Here is a 14,633-nt window from a genome sequence, read left to right as displayed (position 1 = left end):
AGCCTTAGCTCTCCAGCGCCAGTAATGACGGCTCAGAGGAGACCTTGGCCTCAGCCTGCGCTTGTCCTTCTGCGCGGGCGATATAGCCTTTCGACTTCTCAACCTCATCGGTCAGAACGGTGACGGTTTGCTTCATGCTGGCCAGCGCCTTCACCTTGAACTCGTCGACCTCGTCCATCGTGTCATAGATGTTCTGGAACGCGCGCTGCAGCGTTTCCAATGGAATGGTGCTGGAGGCTGCCTGCTCGTGGATTTGGCCGGTCTGCTCGCGCAGCAGCGTGCTGGTGGAATCGATAATGTCGCTTGTGGTCTGGTTGAGCGCGGTAATCTGGCCCAGCACAAGCCGCTGGTTGGTCATCGCCTGAGCCACCGTCACCGCCGTGCGCAATGCGCCCACGGTCGTGGTGCTGGCGCGGTCCACGCCCTTGACCAGCTCGACGTTGTTTTTCTTCACCAGATCAAGGCTGAGATAACCTTGAACGCTGACCGCCATTTGCGTCAGCAGATCTTGCGTGCGTTGGCGGACATAGAACAGCGCGCTTTCGCGCAGAGCTTTTGCCTTGGCGGGATCGGTCGTATCCAGCTCATCGGCTTTCGCCTCAAGCTTGGCATCGAGCTTCTTGGCGATGTGGATCATCTGCTCCAGTTCACCCATTGCCGCCCACAGCTTTTGCCGTTCGACGTCAATCGCTGCATTGTCCTCGTGCAGTTCTTTCTTACCGGATGAAAGACGCTCCAGGATGGCCTGAATGTGGCCCTGAGAAGAGGTGTAGCTGTCAAAATAGTTCTGCAACTTGTTACCGAACGGGATTATGCCAAACAGCTTGCGCGGCGCCAGCAGCTTACCCTTGCGGCCCGGATCGAGGTCTTCGACCGTGCGCCGCAGCTCCGCCAGATCGGCGCCAACTGTGCCGTCACCGTCCATTGAGCGCACTGGGCGATCGAGGAAGCGGTTGGACATTGCGGCGGCGGCGCGGATTTGCTCCTGTCCCATGCGCGTGATCTGATCGACCTTCTCGCCAAAGGCTGGTGAATTGGCGTCCTCAGCAACGAGTTCCGTCACAAAGCCATCGACCTTCTCATCGAGCTTGGACTTCTTTTCCTCGTCCACCGGGACCAGCCCTGCGGCCTTTTCCGGCGCAACCGCTGGCACGGGATCTGGCGGGCTCAATTCAAAATCGGTGGCCGTCTTGGTGGTGGTTTCCGTCGTATTCATCGGGCTTCTTCAACTCCCTGAAGTCGTGGCTTACGCCAGCCTATATGCTGGTGGCAGCGGCTTGAACTGGCTGCATCTCTCTTACTGTATTAGTAATCTAAGACACACTATTCAAGATAGTGCCTTATCGCTGGGCATGCGTCCATTCAAAAGCGTGCGCTGGCCCCGGCGTGACAGCCGGGCATTCGCGAGCATGCTTTTGTTTGCGGGATTTTACGCGTAACCGCATAGGAGTGAGCATAGAAAGACACGGACATAATCATGCAGAATGATGGGGATCGCAGGGCGAATTTGAGCGAGGACCAGGACACCGCGCGCAATACGGGGCAAGGCTCGGCCATGGCGGCGGCGTCATCGGCTGCGGGTACATCTGCTGCCTCCAGGGCGACCGGCCATCCCGATCCCACCCCTTCAAAATCGAGCTTTTCGCGTGTCCTGTTTAGCTGGCGGCGGTGGTGGCTCGAAGATGTTGTGGGGACCGTCCAGCAATCGAGCGTGATTGAGAAGCGGCGCGAGGATTGCGCCCTTTCAGAGCGCTATCTGTTTATGACCGCGATGAGCGGCGGGATCGCGATCCTCGGCCTGCTGCTGTCCTCACCAGCGGTGGTGATCGGCGCGATGTTGCTCTCCCCGTTGATGGGGCCAATTATGGGCCTCGGCTTTGCCCTGGCGATTGGCGATTATCAGTGGCTGAAACAATCTGCGCGCAGCCTGGCCTGGGGCAGTGTGATGGCGGTCGCTCTATGCGCGCTGATCGTGTTTTTCTCGCCGATCCAGACGATTACGCCAGAGATCGCAGCGCGCACCCGGCCCAACTTGTTTGATCTGATGGTCGCGCTGTTTTCGGCGCTGGCGGGTGCCTATGCGATGATCCGCGGGCGCGAGGGCACGATTGTAGGCGTTGCGATTGCGACCGCTTTGATGCCGCCGCTTGCGGTTGTCGGCTTTGGCCTGGCGACCTCGAACTGGACGGTCTTCTCCGGCGCGCTGCTGCTGTATGTCACCAACCTTATCACGATTGCGCTGGTCGCCTGGGCGATGGCGCGCCTCTATGGTTTCCGCCATGCACTCAGCCAGCGGCAAACCTATTTTCAAAATCTGATGGTGGCGGTGGTCTTTATCGCGCTCGCCGTGCCTTTGGGCCTGTCGCTTAGCCAAATCGCGTGGGAGGCGAATGCTCAGCGGATTGTCCGCAGCGAGATCGTTGAGACCTTTGATGATCGCTCTCGCCTGAGCGAAATGGAGATTGAATTTGGCGGAGAAGGGCTGGGTGTGAATGCCACCGTCCTGACGCCGCGACTGCGCGCGGATGCGGAAACGGATGTTGAACGTGCATTGATGAGTCGGCTGGGGCGTCCGGTCGAACTGACCCTGACGCAATACCAGGTCGGAACCAGCGCCAGCGCGGCTGAAGAGGCCGAAATTTCCGCCACTCGCGCCAATGAAGAGGCCGCCGCGACAGCGCGCGCGGAAAACCTGGCTCAGCGATTGGCGCTGATCGCAGGCGTTCCGGTTGAGGACGTCTTGGTTGATCGCACGCGGCGCAAGGCGATGGTGCGTTCTAAGCGGCTCGATGGTGCGTCCCTGTCCGCCTATCGCACGCTGGAGGAACGGATTGCTGCGACTGAGCCAGAATGGACTATCGAACTGCTCCCACCAATGGGGCGCCTGCCGGAAACAATCGAATTTGAAGAGGGCGAGCCAACAGCCGCAGGCATGACTTCGCTGCTCGTCATCGCTTGGGCGGGGCAAAGGCTCGATGTGCCTGTGGTGATTTCGGGCAATGCAGAAAATGCCGCCCGTGCCGCCGAGCTGATGGCGGAAAACAGCTTGCAGGCCCGCGTCGAGGCGAGCTCTGGTACAGTGCGCGCGCGCTGGGCTGATCTGTCCGAATAGGTTTGCTATCGAGTATGGAGCGGGTGGCTCAGCAGGTTTGAGCGATTGCTCAAACTTAATAGACTAAGCCGCCAGCTCCAGCGGGACAATCTCGCCTGACAGGTAGAGCTTCTTCGCCTTGGCCCGGCTTAGCTTTCCAGAGGAGGTGCGCGGCAAAGTGCGCGGCGGCACCAATTCGACAACGCAGCTCATACCGGTGACCGAGCGGACCTTGTCGGCGATCTGCTCGCGTAGGTGAATGCGCTCCGCCGGGTCAGAGACGCGGCAATGGACCAGCACAGCGGGCGCTTCTTCGCCATTGTCGGTTTCGATCGAGAACGCGGCGATGTCGCCGTGGTTGAAGCCGGGCAATTGCTCGACCGCCCATTCAATATCCTGCGGCCAGTGGTTCTTACCGTTGATGATGATCATGTCCTTGGCGCGGCCGACAATGAACAGATAGCCGTCGGCCAAATATCCCATATCACCGGTATCGAGCCAGCCATCGACCAGGCAATCCTCGGTCGCTTCTTCATTGCGGAAGTAAGAATGCATCACGCTGGGGCCGCGGCACCAGACTTTGCCGATTTGATGGTCGCCGCGGGCATGGCCGTCTTCGCCGCGAATTTCGACTTCCATATCGGGCAGGGTCTTGCCGCAATTGACGATCGCTCGGTAGCGGGCCGGGCGTGAGATGTCGCGCGGCGTGCCGGACAGGCGCTCTTCCTCGACCAGCTCAACCCGAATGCCTTCGCCTGGCGGCATCACAGTTACCGCCAGAACCGCCTCAGCCAGGCCGTATGAGGGGGTAAAGGCGCTCGCTCTAAAGCCAGCGTCTGCAAAGGCGTTGACGAAGCTTTGCATGACGTCCGGGCGGATCATATCTGCACCGTTGCCCGCGACGCGCCAGCGCGACAGGTCAAAACGTTCCGCGACATTGCTCTGGCTGGAAATGCGGCGCGCGCAAATGTCATAGCCAAAGGTCGGTGAGTAAGAGAGCGTGCTGCCAGGATTGCGGCTGATCACGTCGAGCCATGCTAGCGGTCGGCGGGCGAAGGCGTCTGGTTTAAGATAATCGCCGGAAACCTGATTGGCGATCAGAGACAGGAAGCATCCGACCAGACCCATATCGTGATACCACGGCAGCCAGCTGACGCAGCGTTCGTTCTCGCCGAGTTGCATGCTGGTTGAATGGCCATAAAGATTATGCAGCAGAGCCCGATGGGTCACCGCAACCCCAGTGGGGAAGCGCGTCGAGCCAGAGGAATATTGCAAATAGCAGATGTCTTCCGGATCAGCTTTCGGCAGCTCGCATTCGGGCGCCTCGCGTTTCACGAAATCCTGCCAGCTTTCACTGGGACAACCTTGGCGTGTCGCCGCAGCGCTCGCCATTTCAGCGATTTCTTCTGGATAGATCAGGATCTTTGGATCGGAGCTGTTCAATTGCACCGCAAGCTGATCGATGAAGCTTTCCTTGCCGCCAAAGCTGGTTGGTAGCGGTAGAGGCACGGGCCACGCGCCAACATAGACGCAGGCACAAAACAGGGCGGCAAATTCCGGTCCGGTTTCCGCGATCAGGGCGATGCGATCTTCCTTGCCAATCCCGCTCGCGGTGAGGCGGCGAGCCATGACAAGGGCGTCTTCGCGAAGCTCAGAATAGGGGTAAACGCGCTCTAATTGTCCACGCATATCATGGAAGTTGAGGCCCTTTTGGCTCTTCGCAGCGTAGTCAATCGCGTCGTTGAACGTCTCAAACTGCGCTCTGATGCGCGGCAATTCGCAATCATTCGGCGTCGGCGTCAATGCGGCGTCGGTCATAATTTTCTAGCGAAACCCGTCAGTTACAGCGCGGCATAGCACGCCAAATCCCGTCTGCGTTGCGCGCTGGACATCTAATCCAACACGCTCCACACTTAGCTATTTGATAACGAGTGTGGCACCAATAAGGCAAGATGGTTTCAAAAGATACCAAACCCTTCTCGGCGAGTCGCGCAAAACATGGCGCAAGAAACGACCGAGCGAGCCGTCGCCGCCGCCCGCTCGATGAAACTTCCTTGCGTGATTTAGCACTTTCCTATGTCGCTCGTTTTGCGACCAGCGGGGCCAAACTTGAGGCCTATCTGGCGCGCAAAATTCGCGAACGCGGGGTCGCGGGAGCCGATGATGATGACGACGGCGCTCAGCCCCGGCTTGATGTGCGCGCAATTGTTGAGCGCCTGATCGAGCTGGGTTATGTCGATGATGCGGCCTATGCCAAAGCAAAGAGCCGCGACATGATGGCGCGCGGCCTTGGCGCTAGGCGGGTGGATCAAGCGCTCTATGCGGCTGGCATTGAAGAGGGCGTGCGCAGCGATCAGACCCCCAGCGAGGCGGCGGCCCGGCATGCGGCGATATTGCTCGCAAAGAAACGCCGCTTTGGCCCGTTTTGCCAGAAAGACATGGATCCCAAGCTGCGCGAAAAGCAGATTGCAGCGATGCTAAGAGGCGGGCATGACTTTGCCGCCGCGCGCTTTATTGTGAGCGCTGAGAACGAGGAAGAGATAGAACAATGGTTAGCCGAGGCGCAGGACGAGGACAGCGAGAGCGAGGAATTTGGCCGCACGGGCGCGGGGCCGTGGTGAAGTCTGCATCGCTTATTTTGGCAGCCATGCTTGCCGCATGTTCGCCGGCAGAGGCTGGGCCTGAGGCGGCGGGCAGCCAATCGGCCAGCAGTGGCGCTGATACGACCGTGGTGACCCAAGAGGCACCGCGCTATCATCCGGTTTCAACCTTGCAGGTGATCGACGTCACCATCGAAGGCGCAGCGGGTACGCATGTGTTCAACACAGAGCTCGCCATCACCCCGCAAGAGCAGGCTCGCGGACTGATGTTCCGTACCGAGCTTGGCGATGATGAGGCCATGCTGTTTCCCTCTTACCCGCCGGAGCAGCGCAGCTTTTGGATGAAGAACACACCGCTCTCGCTCGATATTATCTTCATCGGCACGGACGGCCGGATCAGCAATATTGCCGCCAACACTGTGCCCTATTCGCTCGGATCGGTGCCTTCGAAAGGGATCGCCAGCGCGGTGTTTGAAGTGCGTGCAGGCCTGTCAGAAGAGCTGGGCATCAAGCCCGGAGACCTCGTGACGTACAAGCTGCCTGAGTAACCTTCGCTCCTGCTGACGCGCCGCGGGTGCGAGAATGCCCAAATCCGCGTCTCCTGGCGCTTGAAGCCCGCACCGAATCATACTAATCGCTTCGCCCATGGGATTATTCGGAAAAATCTTCACTTGGTGGGACGGCGCCACCATCGGTACGCTTCTGTGGTCGGGCCGCAATGGCGAGCATGTTGGCACCGATGCGCAGGGCAATAAATATTATCGCCAGGCCAAGAATCCGCGTGCGGGCGATAAGCCCAATGGCTCCAATATCAGTCGTGAGCGGCGCTGGGTGATCTATGACGGCGCCAACGATTCCAGCCGAGTGCCCTCAGAATGGCATGGATGGCTGCATGGCTCGTTCGATGATGTACCAGAGAGTAACCTGCCCCCGGCAAAGATCTGGGAAGCGGATTACACCCCGAATGCGACCGGCACAGCCCAAGCTTACCGTCCGCAAGGCGCACTGGAAAAGGGCGGCAAACGCGCCCGCGCAGTTGGAGATTACGAGGCGTGGACCCCGGAGGGGTGAGCCTGATGCGCGCGGCTTTCATTCCCGTATTGGCGCTGGCATTGGCTGCGTGCGAAAGCGGCGCTCCTGAAACGGAGCCGGCCGCCCGCGCCACCGAAGTACCAGAAGGCCTGGAAGGTTCGGAAGTTTCCGAAATCGACGTGGAAGAGGTTGAGGGTGCGACCCCGATGACCGAACGCGTGGCGACCATTGGTCTGCTGAACAAGCGCAATAACGTTAGCCAGGATTTTGAGATCAAGCCGGGTGAAACCCGCCGTTCTGGCCCGGTCGTGATCCGGCTTCAGGCGTGCGAGCGCACCGCGCCATGGGAAATGCCTCAGGAAACTGGCGCCTTTGTCCAGGTGCTGGTGCAAGAGCGCGGTTCAGATGATTTTGGAACGGTCTTTTCCGGATGGCTGTTCAAAAATTCACCCAGCCTGAATGTGGTTGAGCACCCGGTCTATGACGTCTGGGTCAAAGATTGCGCGATGGCCTTTCCTGGCGAAGAGTGACCTGGGGAATGAGCGCCGGGATCGGCGAATTCTCTAAATGCTTGGTTTAGACTGAGCCGAGGCGGCGCTTCGCGGGCTTTCTGAACCAGTTCCAGATAATCTGCTTGAGGCATTTCGACTGCACCCAAAGACGCGAGATGATCGGTCATGAACTGGCAGTCGAGCAGCTCATATCCCGCGTGCCTCAGCAGTGCGACCAGCCACGTCAGCGCGACCTTGCTGGCATTGTCCGCGCGCGAAAACATGCTTTCCCCGCAGAACACCCGGTCGAACGACACACCATAGAGTCCGCCGGCGAGCACTGGCGCGCTGCCATCCTCCTGTTCTGGCGTGATCCAGCATTCGATGGAATGCGCCGATCCATGCGCGTGCAGCTCCTTGTAGCTGGCAATGATCCGCTCGCTGATCCAGCTCTCCGGATGGCCCGGACGCGGCGCGGCGCAGGCCTGCATCACGGTGGAGAAATCGCGGTTGAGCGTGACGGCGAAGCGATCCTGCCTCACGGTCTTGCGTAGTGATTTCGACATGCGGAAGGTCTCAAGCGGAACAATCGCGCGCTCACGCGGCTCGACCCAAAAGACATCAGGATCATCGCGCCGGTCCGCCATCGGGAAAATGCCGCTTTGATAGGCGAGCAACAGCATGTCGGGCGGGATTGGCGAGGGGAAGGGCGAGTGCATATTGCGCCTACCTATAGCAGGATGAGATGTGCCCTCACCATAAGTATGTTGATCTTGTGTTGCCTATCCTGATTTGCTGATCTAATGCGCAGCCCGCCCATGCAGGGGCGTAGCTCAGTTGGTAGAGCGTCGGTCTCCAAAACCGAAGGTCCAGAGTTCGAGTCTCTGTGCCCCTGCCATTTCCCCACATTCGAGAAACTGCAGCGCCGATTCGAGCGAGCATTGCGTGTGAAATCCGTTCAGGCTGGACAGGCGGCGACCTAATGCCACTGGCCAAGGTCAAACACGTCATCAGATTGTCGCGTTCCGACAATTATTCCCGGGTCAATTGGGGGTACACCTTAATCCAGCAGTTGTTTCTTGCGAACGACTTTGAGCCATATGAAGCACGTCCCAGCGAGACGACTATCTCAATGGGCCAACAGCATGGAGCTATTCATGGAGAGGCGTCTGTCAGGTGTAGTCAGTCAGAACGGTAGCAAGCGAGATCACTGGTCTAGCCCCAGACCGTACACTGATGAGTTGCTGCGGCGGAAAAAACACGGCCCCATTCGTCCGATGGAATATGATGAACCGGGTGCGGGCGAACGTTTTGTTCGCTTGTTTTTCAGACGCTGAACCAAGGGCCGCCTCTAGGCGATCCGATAACTCCAACTGTCTCATACCCCAAAAGGGCCGGTCTGTACCTGGCAGACCGGCCCTTCATGTTTAGGGCTTAGTATTCCTCTGGTTCTTCCGGCGTGTCTGCATGGTGATCTTCGCCAGCAGTCTTGTCTCCGCGAGCGAGTTTGAACACTACGCCAGATAGCAAGATCAGAGCGAGCAGGTTTGGTAGGGTCATTGCAGCGTTGGAAATATCGCCGAGGCGCCAAACCAATTGCGAAGGCTGCGTTGCGCCAACAAAGATCGCGACGCACCAGATCACTCGCCAGATGATATGCAGGATCTTCTCGCCGCCACGGGTTGAACCAGGGACCCGGTCATAGAGGAAGGTGATCGCTCGCTCACCGTAATAACTCCAGGTGAGCAAGGTGGTGAACACAAACAAGATGAGCGCTACGCTTACCACCAAAGTTCCCAACGGTACGCCTGCGATCAGCGTTGGGAATGCCGCGGCATAAGCGGCGATTGTGGTCGAGACACCGGCTGTTTCTACCGTGCTCAGGTCTGACTGCCAGACATGGTCAACAGCTTGGCCGCCACCGGTGAAGTCACCTTGGACGGTCAGGATTACCAGTGCGGTCATCGTACAAATCACGATTGTATCGATGAAAGTACCCAGCATCGCCATACGGCCTTGCTGTTCAGGATCGTTGGTCTGCGCCACCGCGTGCGCGATCGGTGTCGAACCTTGGCCAGCCTCGTTAGAGAACAGTCCGCGAGCAACGCCTGCACGGATTGCGATGATAATCAATGCGCCAACAAAACCGCCTTCTGCGGCCTGGTTGTTAAACGCGCCTGCGAATATGCGACTGAACGTTTCTGGCAGGTCGCCAGCATTCAGTATCAAGGCAATAATGGCCAGCACAATGTACGCCGCAGCCATAACAGGCACCACTCGCTCTGCGACATTGCCGATAGATTTGATCCCGCCGATGATCACTACGAAAACGGCAAAAGCGACGACGAGACCGCCAACCCAGCGCTCAATTCCAAACAGCTCATTGAGGCCGGTTGCCACCTCGTTGGCCTGGATTGAATTCCCGGTAACAAGGGCGGAGAACAAGGTGCCGAGGCAAAAGATGATCGCTAGCCACGTATATTTCGGACCAAGACCCATCATAATGTATGTCATGGGGCCGCCGCGGTACGTGCCGTCAGACGTCTTCTCCCGGTATCTGATCGCCAATGAACCCTCTGCAAAGGCCAGTGCCATGCCGATCAGTGCCGTGACCCACATCCAAAAGACAGCGCCCGGTCCGCCCCAGGCAATAGCAAAGGCCACGCCAGCGAGGTTGCCGGTACCGACTTGACCGGAAAGTGCGGTAGAAAGCGCCGCGAATGGTGAGATTTCTCCTGAGCCTTCGCCCTTACGGCTTTTGAACAGGCCTTTGAGCGCAGACCAAAATTTGACGATCGGGTAAAACCGAAGTCCAATCATCATGTACATGCCCACACCGAGCAGGACCACCACCATCGGAGGAACGGCAACATCGCCGATGCTGAGCCATGAGACGGGTTCACCGTTCCATTCGCCGCCCCATATGAAATCGGAAACATTGACCACGTGGTCGACCAGCGACTTTGATCCGGTGTCTGTTGCTGCCATGATTCGGCGTATCCCCCAAGGAATTGAATTAATAGCGAATGCCCGGAGTAATCCCCTTGGCATGAAGCGGCGCACGCTAGAGCGGTGCCTGCGCCTTGGCCAGCTTTTTAACTTTCGCCTTGTGAGCGAGGTCTGGAATCGGATTTCGTGGTCGAGAGCGCTTGCTATTGCTGCGGCTCGCTAGTAAGTACGCAGCCGTCTTTCAGACATTGATAATCAGACCAGCCCCTCCCGGACCTTGTCCGGGGCGGCGTAGAACCCTACCTGAAAGTCTATGGCGGAAAGACCCGCGAGAGTATTCAAGGACGACAAGGCTTAAACATTATGGCCGAAGAGAAAAAGAGCAGAACATCACCCGCTGAGTTCATGAACCAGGTTCGGTCTGAGACCAGCAAGGTTGTGTGGCCGACGCGTGAAGAGACGATCCGCACCGCGATTTTCGTCTTTATCATGATGGTGATTTTGTCGCTGTTCTTCCTCGGCGTTGATTCTGTCTTCAGCGCTATCGTCAGCTGGCTGCTAACACTCGCGTAAATTGACCCGCGGCGAGGCAGTGCCCGCCGCTTGGTTCACCGGTTCATTTTCGACTTTCTAGGGATTAATCATGGCTCGCTGGTACATCATCCACGCTTATTCGGGCTTCGAAAACAAGGTCAAAGAGGCGATTATCTCTGAGGCTGAGCGGCTTGGCTTGTCCGAGGGCGTTGAGGAAGTCGAAGTGCCGACCGAGACCATTACCGAGGTGAAACGCGGTAAGAAGGTTCAGGTCGAACGCAAGTTTATGCCGGGCTATGTTTTGGCGAAGCTGCGGATGAATGACGACATTTATCACCTCGTCAAAAACACGCCGAAGGTCACCGGTTTTCTCGGCAACAACAACAAGCCGCAACCGATCAGCGAAAAAGAGGCCGCGCGCTATTTCGGCGGGGTCGAAGAGGCGAAGGCTGCACCCAAGCAGCAAGTCAATGTCGATTACGAGATTGGCGACAGCGTCAAAGTGCTCGACGGGCCATTCGCCAGCTTTAATGGCGTGGTCGAAGAGCTCGACTTCGACAAGGCGAAGGTCAAGGTATCGGTATCGATCTTTGGCCGGGCGACCCCTGTTGAGCTCGACTTTGAACAGGTTGAACTGGTCAAGTAGGCGCATTGCGTTCACGTTTGCATCGATTGGCAAAGGCCGCACCGCTCCTCGGTGTGTTGGCTCTGCTTAGTTGTGCTGAAGAGCCAATTCCTATCGATCTGCCTGAGTTCACCGAGCTCAATTGCGCTGACTATGTATCCGTCGAACATGGCGGCGCGATCTATTACAACAATGTCTGGAACAAGGGTGCAGCAGGCGGCTTCGATTGGCGCCAATGCATTGTCGAAGGCGGCAACGCCGATAATCCGACCTATGGCTGGTATTGGCGGTGGCCGGACTCCAGCAGCGACATCTTCGCTCAGCCCCAGGTAAAGATTGGTTCTTCGCCTTGGGATCCGCTGCCCAAGATTGACGACCGTTTCCCATTGGCTCTGGCCGATACGCAAAAGCTCGAAATCGCGCATAGGCTGCGTGTCGTTTCAAACGGCAATTACAACATCGCGACCACCATGTGGCTGGTCGACAGTCCCGAGATTGGTGATGAGCAAAACCGCGCGATCATCCGCGCCGAAATCATGTTTTGGACCTATGCGACCAAAGGGCAGATGGATCCGGCTGGTGAGCGCATCGGCGTAATCGAGGATGGCGGTCAGAAATGGTCAGTTTGGCTTGATCGAAATTGGGGCGACGCGTCCGGCGTAAACGATAACCAATGGATTTATTTGGCGATCAAAGCCGAAGAACCGTCATTCGAAATGCGATTTGACGCGGCAAGCTTGCTTGCGGACCCGCTATTCAAAGATCTCGGACTTCAACAGTTCTATGTTGCAGATATCGAAGTGGGCACGGAGATTATGGATGGCGAAGGCGTGGCCTGGGTTGATAAGTTCGAGGTCACAACCACGCCTTAGGTAAAGGCTGCTTTATGAAGACCAAGCTTTCCATTTGCCGCAAGAAGACGCGTTTTGCCTCTGCCCATGAGGCTGAGGCAGCCGCCGAGGCGGCACCGTTTAAGCTGCGTGCCTATCGCTGCGAGCTATGCCGCAAATATCACTTCACCAGCCGGACCAAGGGCATGAAAACGCCGCGCGCGGAGCTAGCACGTCGGCGCGGTACAAGCTGAACGGCCTACTTCGCTTTCTTGCCGCTCCGTTTCGCAGATGATTTGGCAGCGGGCTTCTTCATTGCTGATAGCTCTGCATCGATGTTGCTATCGAGCTGCAGGGCCGCGATCTCGGCCTCGATATTGGTTGGAGCCTCCTTGATTGCTCCCTCTGTGCCAAATCCAACGCGGCGCTCGATGCTATCAATCCGGTCCATCCGGCGTGCGGTCTTGCTGTCGCCAGCCGCCGCTGCTTGGTTCGATGAGGAGGATGGGTCAGGCAGTTGTTTAAGCTGCTGAAGTACATCGCTACGCTTGGTTTCGAGCTGCGCGATTGCGTCTTCCATTTCAGCCACTGCGTCGCTCAGCTTGCTTGCTTCTTCTTCCAAGAGGCTCGCTTGATTCCGGCCGTCCTCGCGGGCGAGCAGGGCTGATCGCGCCAAATCTTCGCGCTTGTGATCGACCGCAATCTTCGCCTTGGCGGTCCATTCCTCGGCTTGTTCTGAGGTTCGCTGTGCCTTGCGCGTGGTGCGTTCGTGCTCGCGGCGCGTTTTCAAGGCATCGCTGTGCAAGCCAATCAGGCTTTCTTCGATCTCGGTAAGGAGAAGACGCAGCATCTTGCGCGGATCGCTGGCCTTCTTGGCCATGCTATCAACATTGCTAGAAACGATTTCGCGCACGCGTACGGCTACATGGATCATGGTTTTAGTCCCCCAGAATTACTTGACCTCGCGAAATAACCGGCACCTATTGCGCTAAAGTAAATGCGGGCAATTTAATGAGATGCGCGCCCACCGATTACATTGTGTGCTTAGAAGAGCGCCAATAGCGACGACCACGGGCCCCCTCCTTGCTGGGCGTAGGGCGTCGAGTTTTGCTTGCATTTTGGGCGCGCATGGCTATTGCGCCCGCTTCCGCGGCATTGCTGACGGAAATCTCGTGCGGGAGGCTCATGCAAATGGGCTGTTTGACCGCTTAACATGCAGGTGAGCTGAAACGCGCATCTGACAGTGTGAAAGGAGGCCCTGCGTGGCCAAGAAAATCGAAGGCTATATCAAGCTGCAAGTTCCAGCTGGTACAGCAAATCCATCACCGCCAATCGGCCCAGCATTGGGCCAGCGCGGCGTGAACATCATGGAATTCTGTAAGGCGTTTAACGCCGCGACACAGGACCTTGAGAAGAATGCCCCGATCCCGACGACCATTACGGTTTATGCGGATCGCTCGTTCACCTTCACCACCAAAACCCCGCCAGCATCGTACCTGATCAAGAAGGCCGCGAAGCTGAAGAAAGGCTCTGGCGAGCCGGGCAAGGTTGTTGCTGGATCGATCAAGACCAGCGCGCTGAAGGAAATCGCTGAGGCGAAAATGAAAGACCTCAATGCGAACGATATTGACCAGGCTGTGAAGATCATCGCGGGCTCTGCTCGTTCGATGGGCCTCGAAGTGGTGGAGGGCTGATCATGGTGAAGCTTACCAAAAATCAAAAACTGCGCGCTGAGCTCGATTCAGAAAAGCTCTACGGCGTTGACGATGCGATTAAGACCCTGCGCGAGCATGCGTCGAAGAAGTTCGACGAGACTGTAGAGATTGCAATGAACCTGGGTGTTGACCCACGCCACGCTGACCAAATGGTTCGTGGCATGGTCTCGCTGCCATCAGGCACCGGTAAAGACGTGAAAGTTGCTGTGTTTGCGCGCGGTGATAATGCGGATAAGGCCACTGCCGCTGGCGCTGACAAAGTTGGCGCGGAAGACCTCATGGAAGACATGCAGGCTGGCAATCTCGACTATGACCGGATCATCGCGACTCCGGACATGATGGGCGTTGTTGGCCGCCTCGGTAAGGTTCTGGGTCCAAAAGGCCTGATGCCAAACCCGAAGCTGGGCACGGTCACTCCAAATGTTGAGCAAGCCGTTAAGGACGCCAAGGGCGGCCAGGTTGAGTTCCGCGTTGAGAAGATGGGCATTGTCCACACCGGCATCGGCAAGCTGTCGTTCTCTGACGATGCGCTGAAGGCAAACTTTGAAGCGCTGACGCAAGCGATTGTCAAAGCCAAGCCATCGGGCGCAAAGGGCAAATATGTGAAGAAGGTCACTCTGACCTCGACCATGGGTCCAGGTGTTAAGATCGACTTCGCTGAGATCGAAGGCGCATAATTGACTTGGGGCGAGTGCGCATCCGCGCTCTCGCTTCCTCGCTCATGCGACCTTGCGGTCGCATCGCTGCGGGCGGCCAGTCGGCCTTG

At 57.7% G+C, this 14,633-nt stretch carries 16 protein-coding genes and 1 tRNA gene; 12 read left to right on the top strand and 5 right to left on the bottom strand.

What is annotated here, in order from left to right:
• Positions 1 to 4 precede the first annotated feature (4 nt).
• Positions 5 to 1,216 (bottom strand): toxic anion resistance protein, encoded by a 1,212-nt coding sequence (locus AC0V6O_RS13110; protein WP_486144651.1) that lies wholly within the window; start codon positions 1,214 to 1,216, stop codon positions 5 to 7.
• A gap of 261 nt (positions 1,217 to 1,477) precedes the next feature.
• On the opposite strand from AC0V6O_RS13110, the gene AC0V6O_RS13105 reads away from it, so the two are divergent.
• A complete protein-coding gene (locus AC0V6O_RS13105) occupies positions 1,478 to 3,112 on the top strand; it encodes a TIGR00341 family protein (protein ID WP_486144649.1) in 1,635 nt (544 codons plus the stop codon).
• Positions 3,113 to 3,175: 63 nt separating this feature from the next.
• Here the strand turns inward: AC0V6O_RS13105 and AC0V6O_RS13100 are convergent, their stop codons facing one another.
• Complete coding sequence (locus AC0V6O_RS13100; RefSeq protein ID WP_486144647.1) at positions 3,176 to 4,909, bottom strand: fatty acyl-AMP ligase; 1,734 nt, start codon at positions 4,907 to 4,909, stop codon at positions 3,176 to 3,178.
• Positions 4,910 to 5,145: 236 nt separating this feature from the next.
• Here AC0V6O_RS13100 and AC0V6O_RS13095 point away from each other — a divergent pair, with 236 nt between their 5' ends.
• The 4 genes from AC0V6O_RS13095 (at position 5,146) to AC0V6O_RS13080 (ending at position 7,253) form a co-directional block, all read left to right on the top strand.
• Positions 5,146 to 5,712 (top strand): regulatory protein RecX, encoded by a 567-nt coding sequence (locus AC0V6O_RS13095; protein WP_486144645.1) that lies wholly within the window; start codon positions 5,146 to 5,148, stop codon positions 5,710 to 5,712.
• Entirely contained in the window at positions 5,706 to 6,239 is a 534-nt protein-coding gene (locus tag AC0V6O_RS13090; RefSeq protein WP_486144643.1) for a DUF192 domain-containing protein, read from the top strand. The genes AC0V6O_RS13095 and AC0V6O_RS13090 overlap by 7 nt, the downstream gene beginning before the upstream one ends.
• Positions 6,240 to 6,336: 97 nt before the next feature.
• Positions 6,337 to 6,762, top strand: a complete 426-nt coding sequence (locus AC0V6O_RS13085; RefSeq protein ID WP_486144641.1) for an NADH:ubiquinone oxidoreductase subunit NDUFA12 — start codon at positions 6,337 to 6,339, stop codon at positions 6,760 to 6,762.
• Between the two features lie 5 nt (positions 6,763 to 6,767).
• Entirely contained in the window at positions 6,768 to 7,253 is a 486-nt protein-coding gene (locus tag AC0V6O_RS13080) for a DUF2155 domain-containing protein (RefSeq protein ID WP_486144639.1), read from the top strand.
• On the opposite strand, the gene aat is transcribed toward AC0V6O_RS13080, so the two are convergent.
• Complete coding sequence (gene aat, locus AC0V6O_RS13075) at positions 7,202 to 7,933, bottom strand: leucyl/phenylalanyl-tRNA--protein transferase (RefSeq protein ID WP_472639667.1); 732 nt, start codon at positions 7,931 to 7,933, stop codon at positions 7,202 to 7,204. The genes AC0V6O_RS13080 and aat overlap by 52 nt on opposite strands.
• Before the next feature lie 103 nt (positions 7,934 to 8,036).
• Here aat and AC0V6O_RS13070 point away from each other — a divergent pair.
• Positions 8,037 to 8,112: transfer RNA gene (locus AC0V6O_RS13070), tRNA-Trp, on the top strand.
• A gap of 536 nt (positions 8,113 to 8,648) precedes the next feature.
• Here the strand turns inward: AC0V6O_RS13070 and AC0V6O_RS13065 are convergent.
• On the bottom strand, positions 8,649 to 10,202 hold the full coding sequence (locus AC0V6O_RS13065; protein ID WP_486144637.1) for an alanine/glycine:cation symporter family protein: 1,554 nt from the start codon (positions 10,200 to 10,202) through the stop codon (positions 8,649 to 8,651).
• 324 nt (positions 10,203 to 10,526) lie between these two features.
• On the opposite strand from AC0V6O_RS13065, the gene secE reads away from it, so the two are divergent.
• The 4 genes from secE (at position 10,527) to AC0V6O_RS13045 (ending at position 12,406) form a co-directional block, all read left to right on the top strand.
• Entirely contained in the window at positions 10,527 to 10,736 is a 210-nt protein-coding gene (gene secE, locus AC0V6O_RS13060; RefSeq protein ID WP_472644251.1) for a preprotein translocase subunit SecE, read from the top strand.
• Positions 10,737 to 10,806: 70 nt separating this feature from the next.
• Positions 10,807 to 11,343, top strand: coding sequence for a transcription termination/antitermination protein NusG (gene nusG / locus AC0V6O_RS13055; RefSeq protein ID WP_472639664.1), 537 nt, complete (start codon positions 10,807 to 10,809; stop codon positions 11,341 to 11,343).
• Positions 11,344 to 11,369: 26 nt separating this feature from the next.
• Positions 11,370 to 12,194, top strand: coding sequence for a GH12 family glycosyl hydrolase domain-containing protein (locus AC0V6O_RS13050; protein WP_486144634.1), 825 nt, complete (start codon positions 11,370 to 11,372; stop codon positions 12,192 to 12,194).
• A 14-nt stretch (positions 12,195 to 12,208) separates the two neighbouring features.
• Positions 12,209 to 12,406: a hypothetical protein gene (locus AC0V6O_RS13045; protein ID WP_486144632.1), complete on the top strand. Its 198-nt coding sequence runs from the start codon at positions 12,209 to 12,211 to the stop codon at positions 12,404 to 12,406.
• Between the two features lie 5 nt (positions 12,407 to 12,411).
• On the opposite strand, the gene AC0V6O_RS13040 is transcribed toward AC0V6O_RS13045, so the two are convergent.
• Positions 12,412 to 13,086 carry a PspA/IM30 family protein gene (locus tag AC0V6O_RS13040; protein WP_486144630.1) on the bottom strand — a complete coding sequence of 225 codons (675 nt, stop codon included), beginning with the start codon at positions 13,084 to 13,086 and terminating at the stop codon, positions 12,412 to 12,414.
• A gap of 328 nt (positions 13,087 to 13,414) precedes the next feature.
• Between AC0V6O_RS13040 and rplK the strand changes: the two genes are divergently transcribed.
• A complete protein-coding gene (gene rplK / locus AC0V6O_RS13035) occupies positions 13,415 to 13,846 on the top strand; it encodes a 50S ribosomal protein L11 (RefSeq protein ID WP_486144628.1) in 432 nt (143 codons plus the stop codon).
• A gap of 2 nt (positions 13,847 to 13,848) precedes the next feature.
• Positions 13,849 to 14,544: a 50S ribosomal protein L1 gene (gene rplA / locus AC0V6O_RS13030; protein ID WP_472639660.1), complete on the top strand. Its 696-nt coding sequence runs from the start codon at positions 13,849 to 13,851 to the stop codon at positions 14,542 to 14,544.
• Positions 14,545 to 14,633 lie beyond the last annotated feature (89 nt).

Source organism: Erythrobacter sp. JB2-19 (assembly GCF_057365005.1).
This window is presented reverse-complemented; position numbering and strand designations above follow the sequence as displayed.

Bases quoted from the DNA above. Each gene is read 5' to 3' on its own strand.
- AC0V6O_RS13040 (WP_486144630.1), bottom strand. From the start codon at position 13,086: ATGATCCATGTAGCCGTACGCGTGCGCGAAATCGTTTCTAGCAATGTT.
- rplA (WP_472639660.1), top strand. From the start codon at position 13,849: ATGGTGAAGCTTACCAAAAATCAAAAACTGCGCGCTGAGCTCGATTCA.
- secE (WP_472644251.1), top strand. From the start codon at position 10,527: ATGGCCGAAGAGAAAAAGAGCAGAACATCACCCGCTGAGTTCATGAAC.
- aat (WP_472639667.1), bottom strand. From the start codon at position 7,933: ATGCACTCGCCCTTCCCCTCGCCAATCCCGCCCGACATGCTGTTGCTC.
- AC0V6O_RS13105 (WP_486144649.1), top strand. From the start codon at position 1,478: ATGCAGAATGATGGGGATCGCAGGGCGAATTTGAGCGAGGACCAGGAC.
- AC0V6O_RS13080 (WP_486144639.1), top strand. From the start codon at position 6,768: ATGCGCGCGGCTTTCATTCCCGTATTGGCGCTGGCATTGGCTGCGTGC.
- AC0V6O_RS13065 (WP_486144637.1), bottom strand. From the start codon at position 10,202: ATGGCAGCAACAGACACCGGATCAAAGTCGCTGGTCGACCACGTGGTC.
- AC0V6O_RS13100 (WP_486144647.1), bottom strand. From the start codon at position 4,909: ATGACCGACGCCGCATTGACGCCGACGCCGAATGATTGCGAATTGCCG.
- nusG (WP_472639664.1), top strand. From the start codon at position 10,807: ATGGCTCGCTGGTACATCATCCACGCTTATTCGGGCTTCGAAAACAAG.
- AC0V6O_RS13045 (WP_486144632.1), top strand. From the start codon at position 12,209: ATGAAGACCAAGCTTTCCATTTGCCGCAAGAAGACGCGTTTTGCCTCT.
- AC0V6O_RS13085 (WP_486144641.1), top strand. From the start codon at position 6,337: ATGGGATTATTCGGAAAAATCTTCACTTGGTGGGACGGCGCCACCATC.
- AC0V6O_RS13110 (WP_486144651.1), bottom strand. From the start codon at position 1,216: ATGAATACGACGGAAACCACCACCAAGACGGCCACCGATTTTGAATTG.